This is a genomic window from Pseudoalteromonas sp. S558 (assembly GCF_005886635.1).
GTDB classification, from domain to species: Bacteria; Pseudomonadota; Gammaproteobacteria; order Enterobacterales; family Alteromonadaceae; genus Pseudoalteromonas; species Pseudoalteromonas aliena.
This window is the reverse complement of record NZ_PNDU01000064.1, coordinates 13,367-31,906: the sequence shown is the minus strand read 5'-3', so window position 1 is coordinate 31,906 and position 18,540 is coordinate 13,367. Positions and strand designations below refer to the sequence as shown.

General features: G+C 38.2%; 15 protein-coding genes. All 15 read left to right on the top strand.

All coding sequences use genetic code 11. The annotated features are described in order from the left end of the window. The first annotated feature begins 563 nt into the window (after nucleotides 1–563). The 15 genes from CWB66_RS04835 (at nucleotide 564) to CWB66_RS04765 (ending at nucleotide 18,456) form a co-directional block, all read left to right on the top strand. Nucleotides 564–1,433, top strand: a complete 870-nt coding sequence (locus tag CWB66_RS04835) for a LytTR family DNA-binding domain-containing protein (RefSeq protein WP_138584520.1) — start codon at nucleotides 564–566, stop codon at nucleotides 1,431–1,433. Nucleotides 1,434–1,552: 119 nt separating this feature from the next. Beyond that, nucleotides 1,553–2,374, top strand: coding sequence for a CPBP family intramembrane glutamic endopeptidase (locus tag CWB66_RS04830; protein ID WP_033028391.1), 822 nt, complete (start codon nucleotides 1,553–1,555; stop codon nucleotides 2,372–2,374). Nucleotides 2,375–2,385: 11 nt separating this feature from the next. After that, nucleotides 2,386–2,634, top strand: a complete 249-nt coding sequence (locus CWB66_RS04825; RefSeq protein WP_138584519.1) for a hypothetical protein — start codon at nucleotides 2,386–2,388, stop codon at nucleotides 2,632–2,634. Nucleotides 2,635–2,814: 180 nt separating this feature from the next. Then, nucleotides 2,815–3,195 carry a hypothetical protein gene (locus tag CWB66_RS04820; protein WP_077537777.1) on the top strand — a complete coding sequence of 127 codons (381 nt, stop codon included), beginning with the start codon at nucleotides 2,815–2,817 and terminating at the stop codon, nucleotides 3,193–3,195. Nucleotides 3,196–3,323: 128 nt separating this feature from the next. Then, nucleotides 3,324–3,782, top strand: coding sequence for a free L-methionine (R)-S-oxide reductase MsrC (gene msrC / locus CWB66_RS04815; protein WP_077537778.1), 459 nt, complete (start codon nucleotides 3,324–3,326; stop codon nucleotides 3,780–3,782). Continuing rightward, nucleotides 3,782–4,060, top strand: coding sequence for a hypothetical protein (locus tag CWB66_RS04810; RefSeq protein WP_002961910.1), 279 nt, complete (start codon nucleotides 3,782–3,784; stop codon nucleotides 4,058–4,060). Before msrC ends, CWB66_RS04810 begins: the two co-directional genes overlap by 1 nt. A gap of 15 nt (nucleotides 4,061–4,075) precedes the next feature. Then, entirely contained in the window at nucleotides 4,076–4,726 is a 651-nt protein-coding gene (gene proQ, locus CWB66_RS04805; RefSeq protein WP_077537779.1) for an RNA chaperone ProQ, read from the top strand. A gap of 25 nt (nucleotides 4,727–4,751) precedes the next feature. Continuing rightward, on the top strand, nucleotides 4,752–6,776 hold the full coding sequence (gene prc / locus CWB66_RS04800; protein WP_138584518.1) for a carboxy terminal-processing peptidase: 2,025 nt from the start codon (nucleotides 4,752–4,754) through the stop codon (nucleotides 6,774–6,776). 181 nt (nucleotides 6,777–6,957) lie between these two features. Further along, complete coding sequence (gene nhaC, locus CWB66_RS04795) at nucleotides 6,958–8,421, top strand: Na+/H+ antiporter NhaC (RefSeq protein WP_171037463.1); 1,464 nt, start codon at nucleotides 6,958–6,960, stop codon at nucleotides 8,419–8,421. Nucleotides 8,422–8,467: 46 nt separating this feature from the next. Then, nucleotides 8,468–11,062: an aminopeptidase N gene (pepN, locus tag CWB66_RS04790; protein WP_138584516.1), complete on the top strand. Its 2,595-nt coding sequence runs from the start codon at nucleotides 8,468–8,470 to the stop codon at nucleotides 11,060–11,062. Continuing rightward, a complete protein-coding gene (locus CWB66_RS04785; protein ID WP_077537783.1) occupies nucleotides 11,063–11,284 on the top strand; it encodes a DUF2835 family protein in 222 nt (73 codons plus the stop codon). It abuts the gene before it with no gap. 250 nt (nucleotides 11,285–11,534) lie between these two features. Further along, on the top strand, nucleotides 11,535–13,631 hold the full coding sequence (locus tag CWB66_RS04780; RefSeq protein WP_077537784.1) for a DUF1302 domain-containing protein: 2,097 nt from the start codon (nucleotides 11,535–11,537) through the stop codon (nucleotides 13,629–13,631). A gap of 13 nt (nucleotides 13,632–13,644) precedes the next feature. Further along, nucleotides 13,645–15,009 (top strand): DUF1329 domain-containing protein, encoded by a 1,365-nt coding sequence (locus tag CWB66_RS04775; RefSeq protein ID WP_138584515.1) that lies wholly within the window; start codon nucleotides 13,645–13,647, stop codon nucleotides 15,007–15,009. A gap of 130 nt (nucleotides 15,010–15,139) precedes the next feature. Next, nucleotides 15,140–16,135 (top strand): WD40/YVTN/BNR-like repeat-containing protein, encoded by a 996-nt coding sequence (locus CWB66_RS04770; protein ID WP_077537785.1) that lies wholly within the window; start codon nucleotides 15,140–15,142, stop codon nucleotides 16,133–16,135. Then, nucleotides 16,135–18,456 carry an efflux RND transporter permease subunit gene (locus CWB66_RS04765; RefSeq protein ID WP_077537786.1) on the top strand — a complete coding sequence of 774 codons (2,322 nt, stop codon included), beginning with the start codon at nucleotides 16,135–16,137 and terminating at the stop codon, nucleotides 18,454–18,456. The genes CWB66_RS04770 and CWB66_RS04765 overlap by 1 nt, the downstream gene beginning before the upstream one ends. Nucleotides 18,457–18,540: the final 84 nt, after the last annotated feature.

Here is an 18,540-nt window from a genome sequence, read left to right as displayed (position 1 = left end):
AAAATTTTAACGACGTTATAGTGCAATTTAATTCGTTAAATTGATCAAAGATTTATGCAGGTTGGTATAAAATGCATTATTGTTAAATAGAGTCTATATAGGCCGATTAGGGCCTTTTTATCTTTCGAGCTTGAATTTACAGTAGACTGTTTGGTTTTTGCTCAAGGCAGAGCCTATGTTATGTGGTTATTTTCCCATAAATAGGCGATAACGCAGCTCAAATGCCAAGCGTGCGCTGCTCTTGGGTTCGTGCTAGGGAACGCTTTGTTGCCTACATGTAGTATGTAGGTAAGGGGCGTGAGCAGGACGCGGATGTTTTACTCAATTTTTACTTATTCTTACATGAATGTAAGCCTGTAGGGTAACGCAGGAGCAGTTACCAAGCCGACTAAGTATAAAAAATCGCCTAGTTATAGCGCAATTTCTTTATCGTTAAATAGACTTCATATATAAGCTGATTGGTATTACTTATCATTTTATATTTACTGAGAAAATGAAACCAGTAATTAGCGATGAATTTGTGGTATTTTATTAGCAAGCGTGTTTTTAAAGGTATGTAAAATATGACGTTGTGGCTTAAAGATGATTTAGCGTCAAGAAAGTTGGTTGTATACAGGGCAATTTTATTTTCGATAGTAACTCTATTTATTCTATTCGTATTCCAACCTTTTGGTACAACCAACGATACTGAACCTTATAAATTACTCCGGCTTTCAGGTTACGGCTTAGTCACGTTTTGCGCTTTATTGCTTTCGGGTTTTATTGAGATCTTTTTAATTCGGTTAAACCTTAGCAATAAACTTCGAATAATAGTGACCCCCAGCCTTTATATTTTAGTTACTGCTTTGTTTAACCACGGATATTTTGTTGTTGCTATGTTAGGGGCTTGGCATTGGCAAAACCAAATACTCTTCATTGTATATACATTAGCAGTTGGGTTATTCCCGATTAGTTTCATATTTGTTGTCAATCGTCATGCAAAGCATATGGTCTTAACAACTGAAAAAATACCGGTTGTTAAGACTAAACAGCGTTCTTGTGAAGAGGTAGAAAAAAATAACGTCCCCCCACACCCTCTAATAACACTTATTGGCGATAATAAAGGTGACAAGCTAACAATTGCGCTATCGGATATATTGTTTATTAAGTCAGCCGATAATTACTGTGAGCTCGCAACGATAGAAAACGATGTTGTTTCTCATAAATTGCTGCGTATAACGTTAACTGGTTTATTAAAACAATTACCCCAAAATACATTTTTATATCGCTGTCATCGGTCTTATGCAGTTAATTTACAATTAGTCGCAGTAAGTAAAGGGAATGCCGGAGGATTACAGTTATCGATGAACTCATTTGATTTCACAATTCCAGTTTCGCGAACTTATGTTGATGTCATTAAACAAGCCTTGTTGTTAACCCCTGATGTTTGTTGATGACCCCAAAAACATGTAGTTAGCACCTAAAAATGAAATTTAGCCCTAATTGATCGATTTCATAATTAGTGATTGCCATGATTAAGTTGAATTTAAAATTGTAACTTAAGAAGGTACGTATGAAACATACAATTAAAGCACTGCTACTAATCACCACATTTATATTTTGTCATTACATGATGAAAGAGTTCTGGGGGGATAACTGGGTAAGTGTCCTATCTGACCTTGATCAACAATCAGCCCTTTTGTTATTTCCTGCTAAATACTTGTTTATTTATGGGCCATTGTTAGTTGTGGCAACATTATTATTTAAACATGAGAGTTGGTACAACGTTTTAGGTGTCGACATTGAAGGTTTTCAACGTTATTTACTCGCAGCGGTAGTCTGTTGCACACCTATGGTCATAGGTTACGCTTATTTGAGTAACGCGCTAAACCTTTCAATTACGGGGATAATTACAGGTTCAATATACGCGGGAGTTTTTGAAGAAATAATTTTTAGAGCTGCTTTGTTCGGCGTGTTATTTCGTTTTTGTCGTTGGGGGTTTATTCCCGCCGCATTAATTAGCTCAACGATATTTGGTTTGGGTCATATTTATCAAGGACATGATGCTATTTCAGCTGTGATGGCTGTTGCAATTACAACAATTGCAGGAACTTGGTTTGCGTGGTTATTTTGCGAATGTGGATACCGTATTTGGTTTCCATTATGGATGCATATATTTATGAATGCGGCTTATGGCATATTTAGCATGTCAGGTGGTGCAGCAGGGGATTTAAAAGGCAATTTGTTCAAGGCAACTGCAATAATTTTAAGCATACTCTACGTAAACTTACTTATCCGTCGTGGTAAACCGCGCCAAATAACACTCTCTACACTATTTAAAAAACGTCCAGGTTTTTCGTCTCAGCATTATAAATTAGCAACACAAAACACTTAAAGGATATAATAATGTTTGAATTATTTTTAATTATAATGATTTTTTTGTCGCCTTTTTTACTTTTAGTGCTAATTAAAAATTACTTTACCTATAGAGCGACTGCTAAAGAAAAGTCACTTTTATTACAAGATAAAAATCAGAAAAATACGATTGTTACGATGCAAAAAAAGTTAGATTTTTTAGTTGAAAGAGTCATAGTGCTTGAAGAGTTGGCGATAAATAAAAATATCGATTTATCACAAAAAATAGCTCAGTTGTAACTACTGAGCTATTTGTTATTTCTTTTAAAAACTGGGCTTTTATTACTTTATTAAATTACCTAGCTTATATGTTGTATGTTTTATCATCATAAGTTACGACCATAGTCTCTATTTCTAAGCTTTAGATCTTGGTGCATGCTTAATACATTAAATTTTATACGCTGTATTAAGGATTATTAGATGAAACATCAACTTGCAAAAAGCGTCGCGCTTTCATTATTGTCCCCGGTGATTGTTGGCAGTTTATTAGGTTTGTATTATGCACTAGCGTTGCAGGGTGATTTTCTATCAGTGTTCTTTCAACTATTGATGACAGCCATATCAAATGCACATATTGTAGGTTTAACGATGGCGGCTTTTGTTGTGCCTGGATACTTGTTGATGTTTAAATATTCTAAGGTTAACTATTCAGGTGTTTTGACACTTGGTTTATTAGGTGGCGCTATATTTAGTTATTTGTTGAGTGCATCAACGGGTGAGATATTTTTAATTAATAGTGTAATGTCGGCATTCGCAGCTGGGCTGTTTTTATTTGGACTTCGTAAATCGATAAAAAAATAATCGCAGCATTATTGACCAAGCACGCTGATAAACGGTGCGATTTCCTTTTTTTTACCTCCAAAAGGTTCCAATTTTTCACGACAAAGAGTACCTTTAGCTACTGTCTGTTTAATAAGAAGTAGTTTGGTATGCAAAAGCACGATTTTTACCAGTCATTAGTTAAGCAAACTGAATCACTAATAGCTGGTGAATCTAATGTAATTGCCAATATGGCAAATATAAGCGCGCTATTATTTACCTCTTTAGAAGATGTAAATTGGGCTGGCTTTTACTTTATGGATTCTCCTACTGAATTAGTACTTGGCCCGTTTCAAGGTAATCCTGCATGCATCCGTATTCCAGTAGGAAAAGGGGTATGTGGAACGGCTGCGGCAACCGCAGAAACACAATTAATTGAAGATGTTCACGCTTTTGATGGGCATATAGCCTGTGATGCAGCGTCTAACTCTGAAGTGGTTGTACCTATCATGAAACATGGTAAAGTATTTGCTGTACTCGATATCGATAGCCCTAGTATTGGCCGATTTGATACTGATGACAAAGCCGGTCTTGAAGCGATAGTTAAATGCTTAGAGGCGAGCCTGTAATGAAAGATTTGCTAAATGTTCAAGACTACCTATTTGCTGTGCAAGATGTTGGCGATTGGGAAGGCGAAGAAGAACATGTAGCGGAAACGCTCAATGATTTGATTCACATTGCTTGGGATCGTCTTCCAGATGATTCAGAATGTGAATTTATTGATGAAACAATTAATGGTATTTGGGAACACCTTCGAGGTGATATGGCTGTTATTGAAGCCGATTTCGAAGAGTTGGTCGACTGGGTAACACACTACGTCGATTCGTCCCTTGATGAAAAGATGTGAAAAATAGGTTCTAAAATGGAAACCACAAACAAGCTAAAAGATATTAATGAAGTGTTGGAATTTTTATATCAAGAATTTCCACAATGTTTTAAACAAAAAGACGGTATCAAACCGCTTAAAGTCGGTATCTTTAAAGATATTGCTGAGCGTATTGAAGGGTCTGATAAAGTAAGCAAGACTCAAGTACGTCAAGCGCTAAGAAAATATACGTCTAACTGGCGCTATTTAGAAGCTGTGACTAAGTCAGAGTTTCGTATTGATCTTGATGGCAATCAAGGTGAAAAAGTTGAGCAAGAGCATATCGACCATGCACAAAAAGCATTGGAAGAAAGCCGCGCTAAAATGGCAAAACGCAAAAAACAACAGCGTCCTCGCCAAGATTCTGATGCTAAGTCTTTCAAGAAAAAGCCAGCACATGCTAGCAAAGCAGGTGATAAAAACGCCTCCACTGCTAATAAACCAGCTAAAGTAGTACCGGCTAAACGTTCAGGAAAAATTGAACCTTTACCAGCAACTGAGGTCAAGGTTAATAATAAGGTTAAGGTTAAACTTGGCCAAGCACTTGTAAATGCAGTAATCACTGAAGTGAACAAAGATGACGTTCATGTTGAATTAGTGACGGGTATGCAAGTTAAAACCAAAGCTGACAGTTTATACATCGTTTAAACTGTAAATAAATTAAGGAGTTTGTATGAGTAAAAAGTTTACGCTCATTCCGTTAGTTGCTGCCCTGTTTTCAGGTTCATTATTTGCTGCTGTTGAAGCCGTCACAATTGACGATCTACCCCAGCTCAAACAAGAAAGTCAACATGGTACTGCCAGCAAGCGCGTGGCTAGCTTATTTACTCGTTCACACTATATCCCAGTTCGATTTAACGATGAGCTTTCTAGTAAAGTGTACGATCGTTATATCGAATCCCTTGATTTTAATAAAAGTGTTTTTTTAGCCAGCGATATTGCCTCTTTTGAGCAATATCGTGATGACTTTGATAATGCTTTAACTACCGGTAAAGTAGGCTTCACATTTGATATTTTTAATTTAAGCATTAAACGTCGTTTTGAACGTTATGAGTATTCATTAGCATTACTTGAAAAAGAGATGACCTTTGACAAAGAAGATGAATACTTTTTTGATCGTGAAGATGCCACGTGGCCAACGTCTCAGGCTGAGCTTGACGAAATTTGGCGCGAACGTGTTAAATACGATGCATTGCGTTTAAAAATGACAGGTAAAGATTGGAAAGGTATTAAAGAAGTGCTTACCAAGCGCTATAGGAATGCCCAAAAGCGTTTAGTACAATCAAACGCTGAAGATGCATTCCAAATAGTACTAAATTCTTTAGCACGCAGTATTGAGGCGCATACATCTTATTTATCGCCGCGCCGTGCTGAACAATTTAAAATGGATATGGACCTAGAGCTAGAAGGCATAGGTGCAGTATTAAGTCCAGATGAAGATTACACGGTTATTCGCAGTTTAGTGCCAGGTGGCCCTGCGGATAAAACCGAACAGATTAAAGCGGATGACCGTATTATCGGTGTTGCTCAAGATGGTGAAGAGTTTACTGATGTCATCGGTTGGCGTTTAGACGACGTTGTTGATTTAATTAAAGGTCCTAAAGGGACTAAGGTGCGTCTGCAATACTTAAAAGGTGCTGATGCCCATGGTACGCCTAAAACAGTTGAAATTACCCGTGATAAAATTCGCCTCGAAGATAGGGCGGCCAAATCAGAAGTGTTTGACGCTAAATATTCAGACTTAACCAGTAAAATAGGGGTGATCGAAATACCTGGTTTTTACAACAATCTTTCTAAAGATGTAAAAGTTGAATTGGCAAAGCTTAAAGAAGAAAAAGTAGATGGTATTATTATCGACTTACGCCAAAACGGTGGCGGCTCTTTGTACGAGGCAACGCAGCTTTCAGGATTGTTTTTTGACCAAGGCCCTGTAGTTCAAATACACACTTTAAATAATCGTATTGAAGAACAAAGAGATCGTGATGGTATTACCTATTACGATGGCCCGCTTACAGTGTTAGTTGATAGATACAGTGCGTCCGCATCTGAAATATTTGCAGCAGCAATGCAAGATTATGGTCGCGCGGTTGTTATTGGCGAGCAAACATTTGGTAAAGGCACGGTACAACAGCACAAACGCTTAGGCCGTAAGTATGATTTATACGATAATCCACTAGGCAGTGTACAGTATACTATTGCTAAGTTTTACCGCATTAATGGTGGTAGCACGCAGCATAAAGGTGTGATCCCTGACATATCTTTTCCTTCAGCAATCGATCCGGCACAGTGGGGAGAAAGCAAGCAAGACAACGCTCTACCATGGGATAGCATTGTAAAAGCTAAATATAATAAGTTGGATAATTTAACGCCGGTCATTACGCAGCTTCAAAAGCAACACGAATTACGTATTAAGTCAGAACCAGAATTTAATTATGTACTTACTGATATTGCACGCTACAACGAAGAAAAGGACCGTAAAACAATTTCGTTAGTAGAAGCTAAGCGCATTAAAGAAAAAGATGAAAACGAAGCACGCACACTTGTACGTACTAATGAGCGGCTTAAGCGTTTAGGTAAAGATCCGGTAGAAAACTTAGATGATTTACCTGAAGTCATCGAAGAGCTAGATCCATTTTTAGAAGAAGCGGCGTTAATTACTCAAGATTATATTAAGTATGGCCGTATAGCTAAGCAGTAACAACTGGTTTTACCTCTATAAAAAAGGCGCTTATGCGCCTTTTTTACTACCTATAATTTACTAAATTGTTATAATCTCTGATTACATAAAGTTGAGCCAGATCAAAGGTGCTCAATTAATGCGCTAATTGTGCTTAAAATAATAATTAGACACACCTTAAGTGTGTGTAGGAGTCTCTACTTTGAAGCCATTGGAAGATAAACCAATTAAACCCGCCTCGTTTTTTGATGCACTTATTCCGATTTCAGTTTTGATCTGTTTGCTTGGAGCTGCCGTTTACTTATTTGGCGATAACTCATCATCGGGTCCAAACCAAATTGCACTTTTATTTGCTACCTTTGCCGCTGCGTTAATTGGTCTTAAAAATGGGTACACTTGGAAAAAACTTGAGCAAGCCATGATTGAAGGTATAACGCTTTCACTTGGTGCTATTTTGATTTTACTAATGGTAGGTGCCTTAATTGGCACATGGTTACTTTCGGGAACCGTACCAACCTTAATTTATTATGGCTTACAGGTTATCAATCCGAGCTGGTTTTATGCAGCTAGCTGCTTAATTTGTGGCATTGTTGCAATGAGTATTGGTAGTTCATGGACAACAGCGGCAACAATCGGTGTTGCGTTATTAGGTGTTGCAACGGGTCTTGGCCTTGAGCAAACAGTAACAGCAGGCGCGGTTATATCGGGCGCGTACTTTGGTGATAAGTTAAGCCCGCTGTCAGAAACCACAAACTTAGCACCAGCAGTTGTAGGTGCTGATTTGTTTGAGCATATTCAACACATGCTTTGGACCACAGTACCAAGTTTTGTGATTGCGCTTATTATATTTATTTTTATGGGCTTTAATGCAACGGCTTCAAGTGAAGCAGGGCGCATTGATGAGATAACGGCTATTTTACAGCAAAACTTTAATATTGGTTTTGAAATGTTAATACCGCTTATTGTATTACTAGTATTAGCGATTAAAAAGATGCCAGCGTTTCCAGCTATTTCAATTGGCGCAGTTGTGGGTGCTATTTGGGCAATGTTGTTTCAGTCTGATTTAATTAGTAGCCAAATAGATATTTCCCAAGGGCAGTTAGTAGGGTACTTTAAGCTTGTTTGGACCACCTTTTTTGATGGTTTTAGCATAAGTACAGGCGATGATAAAATGGACTCCCTACTTAGTGGTGGCGGTATGTCCGGAATGCTTACAACCACATGGCTTATTATGACTGCACTGATGTTTGGTGCCATTATGGAAAAAACAGGCCTTTTGGATGTTTTTGTTAAAAGCATACTTAAAATAGCTAAAAGTACGGGATCGTTAATTGCGGCAACAATAGCAACGTGTATTGGTACTAACGTGATAGCGGCCGATCAATATATTGCGATTGTTGTACCTGGTCGTATGTTTAAAGACGAATATAAAAAACGTGGTTTAAAGCCTGTAAATCTATCTCGTACTTTAGAAGATGGTGGCACGATCACTAGTCCATTAATCCCTTGGAATACATGTGGTGCTTATATGCAAAGCGTTTTATTAATAAATCCTTTTGATTATGCGCTTTACGCTTTCTTTAACTTGATAAACCCTGTTTTAGCGGTTATTTATGCTTATTTAGGTATTAAAATCTTACGCATTAAGCCAAAACAATCTGCCTAATTTAAATAGCTCCTTTTAACTCAAAAGGAGCTATTTTGGAGTATTTATGACTGAATCAAATAAACCTCAAGCACAATATCTTAAAGATTATAAAGCCCCAGACTTTTTAATTAATCACACAGAGCTAACTTTTGACTTACAGCCATTATCAACGAAAGTGAGCGCTTTGTTGACGCTTACACGTGTAGGTGATAAAAAAGCACCTTTAGTGCTTGATGGTATTGATTTACGCTTACTGTCTTTATCTGTTGATGCCGTGGACATAACAGATTATGAAATTATTGGCGAGCAACTAATAATTAATAATCTGCCGGATAGTTGTCAATTAAGTATAGTTACTCAAATATCACCTGAGACTAATACTTCACTAGAAGGACTGTATTTATCAGGTGGTGCTTATTGCACACAATGTGAAGCACAGGGCTTTAGAAAAATCACCTATTACATGGACCGTCCTGATGTTTTATCTACATTTGATGTAACTATAATTGCTGATAAAAAATACCCACAATTATTGTCTAATGGTAACCAAATAGATAGTGGTGAAACTCAAGATGGTCGTCATTTTACCAAATGGCAAGATCCGTTTAAAAAACCAAGTTACTTATTTGCCTTAGTTGCTGGCGATTTTGATGTATTAAAAGACAGCTACGTTACTCAAAGCGGTAGGGATGTTGAGCTTGCATTATTTGTTGATAAAGGTAATTTATCTAAAACACCCCATGCTATGACTTCACTTAAAAAAGCGATGCAATGGGATGAAGCGCGTTTTAATTTAGAATATGACCTTGATATTTATATGATTGTAGCCGTCGATTTTTTCAACATGGGCGCGATGGAAAATAAAGGGTTAAATATTTTCAACAGTAAATGTGTTTTAGCAAATCAAGAAACGGCTACAGATAAAGACTATCACACCATTGAATCAATTGTCGGGCACGAATATTTCCATAACTGGACGGGCAATCGTGTAACGTGCCGAGATTGGTTTCAGTTATCGTTAAAAGAAGGCTTAACGGTATTTAGGGATCAAGAGTTTAGTAGTGACTTAGGCTCGCGTGCGCTTAATCGAATTGATGCTGTAAAAGTAATGCGTACACACCAGTTTAGCGAAGATGCTGGTCCTATGGCACACCCAATTCGTCCAGAAAAAGTTATTGAAATGAATAACTTTTATACAGTTACAGTGTATGACAAAGGCGCTGAGGTGATTCGTATGATGCATACGCTACTAGGCGAGCAAAACTTCCAAAAAGGCATGACGCTGTATTTTGAGCGCCACGACGGTCAAGCAGTGACCTGTGATGATTTTGTAAGTGCAATGAGCGATGCATCCGAGATTAACTTAGCACAATTTAAACGTTGGTATAGTCAAGCAGGTACGCCTCGTCTAAATACGCTGCAAAGCTTTAACAAAGATTCAAACACCTACAGCTTAACAGTAGAGCAGTTAGCACCGCTTAATCAACCACATAATGAGCCTTTACATATTCCTTTTGCGATTGAGTTATTAGATGCAAACGGACACAGTATTGCGCTTGAGTATCAAGGCAAAAAAATTGATCATGTGTTAAATGTGACGAAGTCTACGCAAACATTTAACTTTGATAATATTAGCAGTAAACCAGTTGCTGTATTACTGGAAGATTTCTCTGCACCGTGTATTTTAAATCAACAAACAGATGAACATGCACTTCTTCATATTATGCGTTTTGCACGGAGTGATTTTTCTCGTTGGGATGCCCAGCAGCAATTATTTATCAATGCAGTAAAAGCGAATATAAAGAGCACCGAAAGTATTGCACTAAGTGATGAAATAATTAATGCGCTTAGGGTGTTAATTGTAAACCAACAAGGTGATTTAGCGCTAATTGCTGAGTTATTAAAGTTACCTAGCTTTGATACTCTAGCTGGTGAATTTGAAGTTATCCCTGTTGATGAAATAATTAAAATTACTCAGCAATTTGAAAAACAAATAGCAGATTCATTATGTAGTGAATTTATTCAATGTTTTGAATCATTATTTGATGACGGTAGTGTAAGTGCTAATGCGGTTGCTATTCGTTCATTAAAACAATTATGCCTTCATTATTTAGCTAAGACTCAAAGCATCCAGGCAACTGAATTTATTAAGGGTGCAGCGAGCTCATCTAATATGACGAATGCGTTAGGTGCGTTGAGCGCAGCGGTTAAAGCATCGCATGAAGTGTGTGATGAATTATTAAATCACTTTGATAGTCAGTGGCGCCATGATGTTTTAGTTATGGATAAATGGTTTGCTTTACAAGCGATGCAAACATCAGAAAACGCAATCGAAAATATTAAAGCCCTGTATGAGCACCCATGTTTTGATTTCTCTAATCCTAATCGAGTTCGTGCGTTAGTCGGCAGCTTTAGTCATTTTAATACGCCGCAGTTTCACCGTGCCGACGGGCAAGGTTATTCACTATTAGGTGATTTATTAATAAAGCTAAATGCTATAAACCCACAAAATGCATCACGTATGTTGACGCCTTTTATGTCATGGAAGCGTTACGATACAGTTCGTTCTCATGCAATGAAGCAGCAATTAGAGCGTATAGCTGCTTTGGATGGTCTAAGCGACGATTTATTTGAAAAAGTTGAGAAAGCGCTAGCGTAAATGATTGAGTACTATTTTAACTTAACACTGAGCTACAACGATTGCATGGATTATTATCATGGTCGTTTTAGCTCATTACAAGTAGTGGAAGATGGTGGAAAAAGAATACGTTTTTCTGCTAACCATTTGAGACCTTACATTTCTAGCTTAGGAATACGAGGTCGTTTTAGAATATTATTAACACCTGAAAATAAGTTCATTCGTATTGAGCGAGTCGCTTAGCGCGCTATTTTTATGTTATAGATACATAAAAATATTGTCTTTTTGTTAATTTCAATTTGTTCTATTGTTAAATAACGTGTATAAATTATCTGGTATGACGTCTTACCAATACGTAAACGTCAGCCAGAATAAATGTATAACAGATTGAATGCGACCATTTGTAATTTATTAATATCGCTTCTATCGTTATGATTACACTAAAAACAATAATTTGATCACACAAAATGACCCGCGACAGGGGGGAACCACAATGATAAGAAGATCGCTTTTTGTTCGAAACAAAATAGCTTTAAGCATAGCAGCCGCTAGCTTAGGGTTGTCTGCAGCCAGCACACAAGCTGTAACATTCGAAGCTGGAGGTTTTGATATAACCTTCGACTCTACTTTTTCTTACGGGCAAAGTGTCCGTGTAGAAAATAGAAACTTTGACCTAATTGGTAAAAGTAATAACCCAGCGTTTAATTGGACGGGTTATAATCCTGCATTAAACACTGTCTATTCATCGCAAGATGTATGGGCACAGCCAGGCTCATATTCAAATAATGGTGACGCCGGTGGGTTAAACTTCGACAGTGGTGATTCATTTTCAAAACTGTTAAAAGGCACACACGACCTATCAATTAGCAAAGATAACTACGGTTTATTTACCCGCTTTATGTACTTTTATGACTTTGCGTTAATGGATAGCGATCATGCTTACGTTAATCCAACATCGGGCCAAGGCGTTGATCCGTGTGACGATAAAGATACTAAAGAGCAAAGCTGTGCAGATATTCGCTTATTAGATGCGTATGTGTGGGCTAATTTTGATTTTAATGATGGTAATAATCCTTTATCAATCCGCATTGGTCAACAAGTTGTTAACTGGGGGGAAAGCACACTTATTTCTCACGGTATCAATATAAACCCAGTCGATATTGCGCGTTTAAAAGCACCGGGTGCAGAGCTTAAAGAAGCATTTATTCCTGTAGGCATGCTATGGGCTTCACTCGGTATTACTGAAAATATAACCCTTGAGGGTTTTTATCAGTACCAATGGCATGAAACACGTTTACCAGCAGCGGGAACTTATTTTTCAACGAATGACTTTGCGGCTGAAAACGGCTATCAACAAAATGTTCAATTAGGTTTTACAGCTAACCCTGACATTGATTTAGCATTTTTAACAAGTAGCTTAAATAATTTAACGACTAACTTTGCTCAAGTCGCTGCAGCTCGCGGTATTGACCCCTCGAGCACTGAAGGCCGAGAATTGCTTTCAAATATGTACCTTGCCCATCCAACTAAAGTTGCGTTAAAGGGGAAAGGCGATGAAGGTAAATCAGAGCCAAGCGATGATGGCCAGTACGGTTTACGCTTAGGTATGTTTTTACCTGACTTTTATGACACTGAAATTGCGTTATACCATGTCAATTACCATAGCAGCCGTCCTCTCATTTCTGGTCGAGTCTCAAACTTTACGCAAGCCTCTATAGCACAAGATTTAGCGATGCTTTCTACTACAGAAATCACACCTGATAACATATCAGATTTAAGAGCGTTTTCTAAAGCGACCAACGAATACCCTGAAGATATTAAACTCTATGGTTTGAGTTTTAATACGTCACTGGGTGAGACTGCCTTTGCGGGTGAGTTTACTTTTAGAGAAGATGAGCCACTGCAAATAGATGATGTTGAACTGCTTTATGCAGCTATGCCAGAGCAGCTTGCTGTTGCTGGGCTGCGTCCTGAATTTGCTGGTATTTCACAGTTAAGTATTGGCGATGCAATTAGTGCTGTAGGACCAGGTGAACTAGCTAAAGGTTATATTGAGCGAAATACATCGCAACTACAGTTTACTGCTACTCATTTATTTGGTCCTTCATTAGGTGCTGATAGTTGGGCTGTGGTGGGTGAGATTGGTGGTGTGCGTGTTAATAATATGCCCTCATATGACGAGACGCGTTTAAATATTTCAGGTACTGGACGAAGCGGTCGAATTTCAGGCCCTAATGCAAGTGATTACTCAACGTTGCAAATGGGGTTGTCTAATGGTGCTGAGCAAAAATCATTTGCGACTGCATCCTCTTGGGGTTACCGCCTGATTGCTAAAGGTGATTATTATAATATTTATAATGGTATTAATTTCTCACCACGCTTTGTTTTCTCTCACGATGTTAATGGCAGTACACCGGATCCTATGTTCTTGTTCATTGAAGACCGTAAATCATTAGGTGCCACTATGAGCTTTAACTATCAAAATGCGTGGTCACTTGATGTGAGCTATAACTCTTTTTGGGGCGGCGGTGATATAAATACTTTTTCAGACCGCGACTACGTTTCTTTCAATTTAAAATATTCAATCTAGGGGTAACATGATTATGATAAAAAAACCTACCCTCATCGCAACCGCTTTTTGTAGTTTGTTTGCAAGCAATGCAGCACTAGCAAAACTCACTGCTGATGAAGTTGCACAATTAGGCCAAAACTTAACACCACTTGGTGCTGAGAAAGCGGGCAATGCTGATGGATCTATTCCTGCTTGGAATAATGGCATAACGACTGCTCCGGCAGGTTATGAGCTTGGTATGCATCACCTTGACCCATTTGCAACAGATAAAGTGCTTTTCACTATTGATAAAAGTAATATCGATAAATACAAAGCGAACTTAAGCCCTGGGCAAATTGCATTATTTGAAACGTATCCTGATACATTCAAAATGCCAATTTACGAAACACGCCGTTCAGCGTCTTTCCCTCAATTTGTCTATGATGCTACAAAACAGTTTGCAACAACTGCTGAGTTAGTTGAAGAAGGCAATGGCATTAAAAGTACTGCAATTGGGACGCCATTTCCTATTCCAAAAACGGGATTAGAAGCAATTTGGAACCACTTATTGCGTTACCGAGGTCAGTCTATCGAACGTTTTGGTGGTCAAGCGGCTCCTACAGCATCGGGTTCTTACAACTATGTTGGCTTTGATGAGCAGCTATTAGTTAAATATTCAGATCCGAGTGCAACGCCTGCTCAGTTAAAAGATTCAAATATTTTGTTTAAATTTAAACAAAAAGTAACTGAGCCTGCACGTTTAGCCGGTACTGCATTACTTGTTCATGAAACAATGGATCAAATATTAACACCAAGACAAGCGTGGACTTATAATTCAGGACAACGTCGTGTTCGTCGCGCGCCAAATGTTGCATATGATGCACCAGGTACAGCGGCTGATAGCTTACGTACGACTGATGATTTTGATATGTTTAACGGTTCGCCAAATCGTTATAACTGGACGTTGAAGGGTAAAAAAGAACTTTATATCCCATATAATAGTTATAAACTTCATAGCGATCAGCTTAAATACGATGATATTTTAATGCCTGGCCACATTAATCCTGCACATACGCGTTACGAAAAGCACCGTGTTTGGGTTGTTGAAGCTAACTTGAAAGACGACACTCGTCATATATATAAAAAGCGTGTTTTTTATATTGATGAAGACAGCTGGCAAGTTCAGGTAACTGATATTTATGATAACCGTGATCAACTGTATCGTGTTGCAATGGCATATGGTCTTAATTACTACGAAGTGCCTACACAGTGGAGTACTTTAGAAGTTTATCATGATTTGAATTCACGTCGATACTTGGCAATTGGTTTAGATAATCAAGAGAAGATGTACGACTTTTCGCAATCGTTTAACGATAACGAATTTACTTCAAGTGCACTACGTCGCGCTGGTAAATAGTCCTAAAGTTGGCATCTAACTAATTGGTTAGGTGCCTTTTTCCTATCTCATCGCGTTTGTCTTGTTAACGCGCTGGACTTTCCTCAGTATTAAAGACAAACAATTCCTCAGTTCAAGGCGATTAAAACTTATGAAGTATTTGGTATATGCCAGCCTAATTATAAGCGGTGCGAGTATTGCGCAAGATGCTCCTAAAAATGCTATTAACGTGATCAATGCAGATAAAACCCTCTTAACAGATATCACGAGTACAAATACACACTTAATTGCTGTAGGAAAACATGGCACAATTATTAGAAGTGCTGATGGAGCTCAATGGCAACAAGCTGATGTAGTACCAACTCAAGTTTTACTTACGGCTGTTGATTTTAGTAGTAACAATAATGGTTGGGCATGTGGTCACGATGCAACAATAATTAATACAACGGATGGTGGCGTAAACTGGCAGCTACAACAATCTAGCCCAGAATTAGACAAACCATGTTTAGATATTCTTTTTAAAGACGACTTGCACGGCTTTGCTGTAGGAGCCTATGGCATGTTTTATCAAACCAGTGATGGTGGTGCGCATTGGCAAAAACGTTTTTTAGATTCATTACTTTTTAGTGAAGATAGAGAATACTTAAATGATTTAAAAGAAAATGATCCACAGGCATATGATGCTGAAACCGCGTCAATCTTGCCACACTTTAATCGGATAGAGCAAAGTGCAAATGGGCTGGTTTTGGTTGGTGAAATGGGCTTAATGGCAAAAAGTACGGATGCAGGCCTTACTTGGCAGCGCATAGAAGAAATTTACCCAGGTTCATTTTTTGCTTTTAATTCAGATGACGTACTCGAAGTTGTTGCAGGTTTACGTGGAAATGTATTTACTAAGCAGCGTGAAGAGCAAGATTGGCAACATTTAGAAAATGTTAAAACGGCAACCATTAACAGTATTCTCAATTATAACAATGAACAATGGTTAATGCTGGCCAACAGTGGTGTGATTTTTCATTTAAAAGATGGGCTGCTCACTTATGAGCAACTAGCAGATGGTAAAGCAATTCTTGATGGCGTGATTTCAAATAATAAGTTAATCATGGCAACAGAAAACGGCATTAAAGTGAAGGAGTTGACCCCTTAATGCATAAAATATTAGATTTTATAGAAAAAGCGATTTTTAGGCATCGTTTGATTATGCTTATAAGTTTTGCACTTATAACGTGTTTCCTCGTATTTAAAGCGACACAGATCCAACTTGATGCCTCGTTTAACAAAAATATTCCGTTAAACCATGAATACATGAAGGTATACACGAAACACGAAACACAATTTGGCGGTGCAAATAGCATTTTAATTTCGGTGTGTGATGACAGCGGAAATATATTTAACCCTGAGTTTTTCACACAATTGAAAGCGGTTCACGATCAACTCTATTTTATCCCAGGTGTAAATCGTCCTTTAGTAAACTCAATATTTTCTCCCAGTGCTCGTTTTGTCGAAGTAGTTGAAGATGGCTTTGCCGGCGGCCCTATTATTCCTGCAAACTTTACAGCGGATGCGCGTGGTTTAGGCGTTGTTAAAGAAAACATCGAAAAAGCAAAAGTTGTTGGGCGAATGATTGCTAGTGATTATTCGTGTGCGATGGTCACAGCGCAGCTTCTAGAAACAGATCCACAAACGCAGCAAAAACTAGATACGCTTTTATTTGCGCAAAAGTTAGAAAATGAACTTCGTGAACCTCTCAGTACTGACAAAGTCAGTATCCATATAATTGGCTTTGCTAAAATGGCGGGGGATATTGCTGAAGGTGCAAAAGGAGTCGTACTATTTTTTGCTATAGCGATTGCCTTTACGTTTATTATGGTGTGGTTATTTTGTGGTAGCTTAAAGTTAACTATTTTACCTATTGCCTGCTCAATTATAGCTGTTATTTGGCAGTTAGGTTTACTCTCAAGTTTAGGCTTTGGCCTTGATCCTATGTCTATTTTGGTACCGTTTTTGGTGTTTGCTATCGGCGTAAGTCATGGTGTGCAAATGATCAATGCCATTGGTAAAAAAGTAGGTGAAGGTAAAAGTACACGTGTATGTTGTCAATCGAGCTTTCGATCTTTACTGGTGCCAGGTGGCATAGCATTGCTATCGGATACGGTTGGCTTTTTAACGTTACTCACTATCGATATCGGTATAATCCGAGAACTTGCTATAACAGCGAGCTTAGGTGTTGCCGTAATTATATTTACTAATTTAATTTTATTACCTGTGTGGGCTTCGTACATGAAGTTTGAAGGTAGCGTGCATATTCAATCAGGCGATGCTAACAAACCTAATATGCTCGATAAAATTAGAGATTTACTTGTTAAAGCAACCGACCCTAAAGTCGCGAAAATGATTATCGGATTTACGTTAGTGTTATTTGCGTTAGGTTACTGGCAAGCAGATAAAATGCGCATTGGTGATTTACATGCAGGTGCGCCATCACTGCATCAAGATGCTCGTTATAATCAAGATACTTTTTTGATCTCGGATAGATACACTATTTCATCTGATATTTTAAAAGTAATAGTAGAAGCTTACCCAGCAGCGTGTACTGAGCACGATGTGATGCAACGTATCAGTCGTTTCCAATACAAGGTGGAAAATGTCGTTGGTGTACAATCTGCGGTTAGTTTAAGTTCTGTGGCACAGTCGGTAAATGCAGGCTATAACGAAGGAAATCTAAAATGGCAAAGTTTACCACGTAACTCGGCAAGCTTAGTCCAGTCTACTTCTCGCGTAGAAACAAGTACTGGTTTATTAAACGGTAACTGTTCTGTTATGCCAGTGATTATCTTTTTAAATGATCACAAAGCGCAAACTATTGACCGTGTAATAGAGAGCGTTAAGCAATTTGCACAAGAGGAAGGCACAGATAAAGTAGCCTTTAAATTAGCATCGGGTCCAGTTGGTGTAATGGCCGCTACGAATGAATCTGTATCTGAAGCCCAGATACCGATGATGTTATATGTTTATGGCGCTGTTATTATTTTATGCTTACTGAGCTTTAAAAGTGTAAAAGCGACGATTGCTGTGGTCCTTCCACTTTATGTGGTTTCAACACTTGCACAAGCACTAATGGTACAACTGGAAATTGGTTTAACAGTGTCTACATTACCTGTAATTGCATTAGGTGTTGGTATTGGGGTCGATTACGGTATTTATATACTCTCATCGATGATGGGCCAGCTAAAGCAAAATGTACCGCTTTCAGTGGCGTATCGTAATGCGCTAGTTGAACGTGGTAGTGCGGTCTTGTTTACTGGTATTACTTTAGCTATCGGTGTAAGTACGTGGATTTTCTCTGATTTAAAATTCCAAGTGGATATGGGAATACTGCTTACCTTCATGTTTTTAGTAAATATGCTAGGCGCAGTACTGTTATTACCTGCAATTGGTAGCCTGCTCTGGACCGACCAGAAAAAATAATGTGAATAATTTTGCTCCCAAATGGCTAGGAATAGCCATTTATATCTATGTTTTGTGAATAGATGACCAAATAGCTGAAATGCT

Excerpts from the sequence above, each read along its gene's own strand:
- CWB66_RS04835 (WP_138584520.1), top strand. The coding sequence starts at position 564 with ATGACGTTGTGGCTTAAAGATGATTTAGCGTCAAGAAAGTTGGTTGTA.
- CWB66_RS04830 (WP_033028391.1), top strand. The coding sequence starts at position 1,553 with ATGAAACATACAATTAAAGCACTGCTACTAATCACCACATTTATATTT.
- CWB66_RS04825 (WP_138584519.1), top strand. The coding sequence starts at position 2,386 with ATGTTTGAATTATTTTTAATTATAATGATTTTTTTGTCGCCTTTTTTA.
- CWB66_RS04820 (WP_077537777.1), top strand. The coding sequence starts at position 2,815 with ATGAAACATCAACTTGCAAAAAGCGTCGCGCTTTCATTATTGTCCCCG.
- msrC (WP_077537778.1), top strand. The coding sequence starts at position 3,324 with ATGCAAAAGCACGATTTTTACCAGTCATTAGTTAAGCAAACTGAATCA.
- CWB66_RS04810 (WP_002961910.1), top strand. The coding sequence starts at position 3,782 with ATGAAAGATTTGCTAAATGTTCAAGACTACCTATTTGCTGTGCAAGAT.
- proQ (WP_077537779.1), top strand. The coding sequence starts at position 4,076 with ATGGAAACCACAAACAAGCTAAAAGATATTAATGAAGTGTTGGAATTT.
- prc (WP_138584518.1), top strand. The coding sequence starts at position 4,752 with ATGAGTAAAAAGTTTACGCTCATTCCGTTAGTTGCTGCCCTGTTTTCA.
- pepN (WP_138584516.1), top strand. The coding sequence starts at position 8,468 with ATGACTGAATCAAATAAACCTCAAGCACAATATCTTAAAGATTATAAA.
- CWB66_RS04785 (WP_077537783.1), top strand. The coding sequence starts at position 11,063 with ATGATTGAGTACTATTTTAACTTAACACTGAGCTACAACGATTGCATG.
- CWB66_RS04780 (WP_077537784.1), top strand. The coding sequence starts at position 11,535 with ATGATAAGAAGATCGCTTTTTGTTCGAAACAAAATAGCTTTAAGCATA.
- CWB66_RS04775 (WP_138584515.1), top strand. The coding sequence starts at position 13,645 with ATGATAAAAAAACCTACCCTCATCGCAACCGCTTTTTGTAGTTTGTTT.
- CWB66_RS04770 (WP_077537785.1), top strand. The coding sequence starts at position 15,140 with ATGAAGTATTTGGTATATGCCAGCCTAATTATAAGCGGTGCGAGTATT.
- CWB66_RS04765 (WP_077537786.1), top strand. The coding sequence starts at position 16,135 with ATGCATAAAATATTAGATTTTATAGAAAAAGCGATTTTTAGGCATCGT.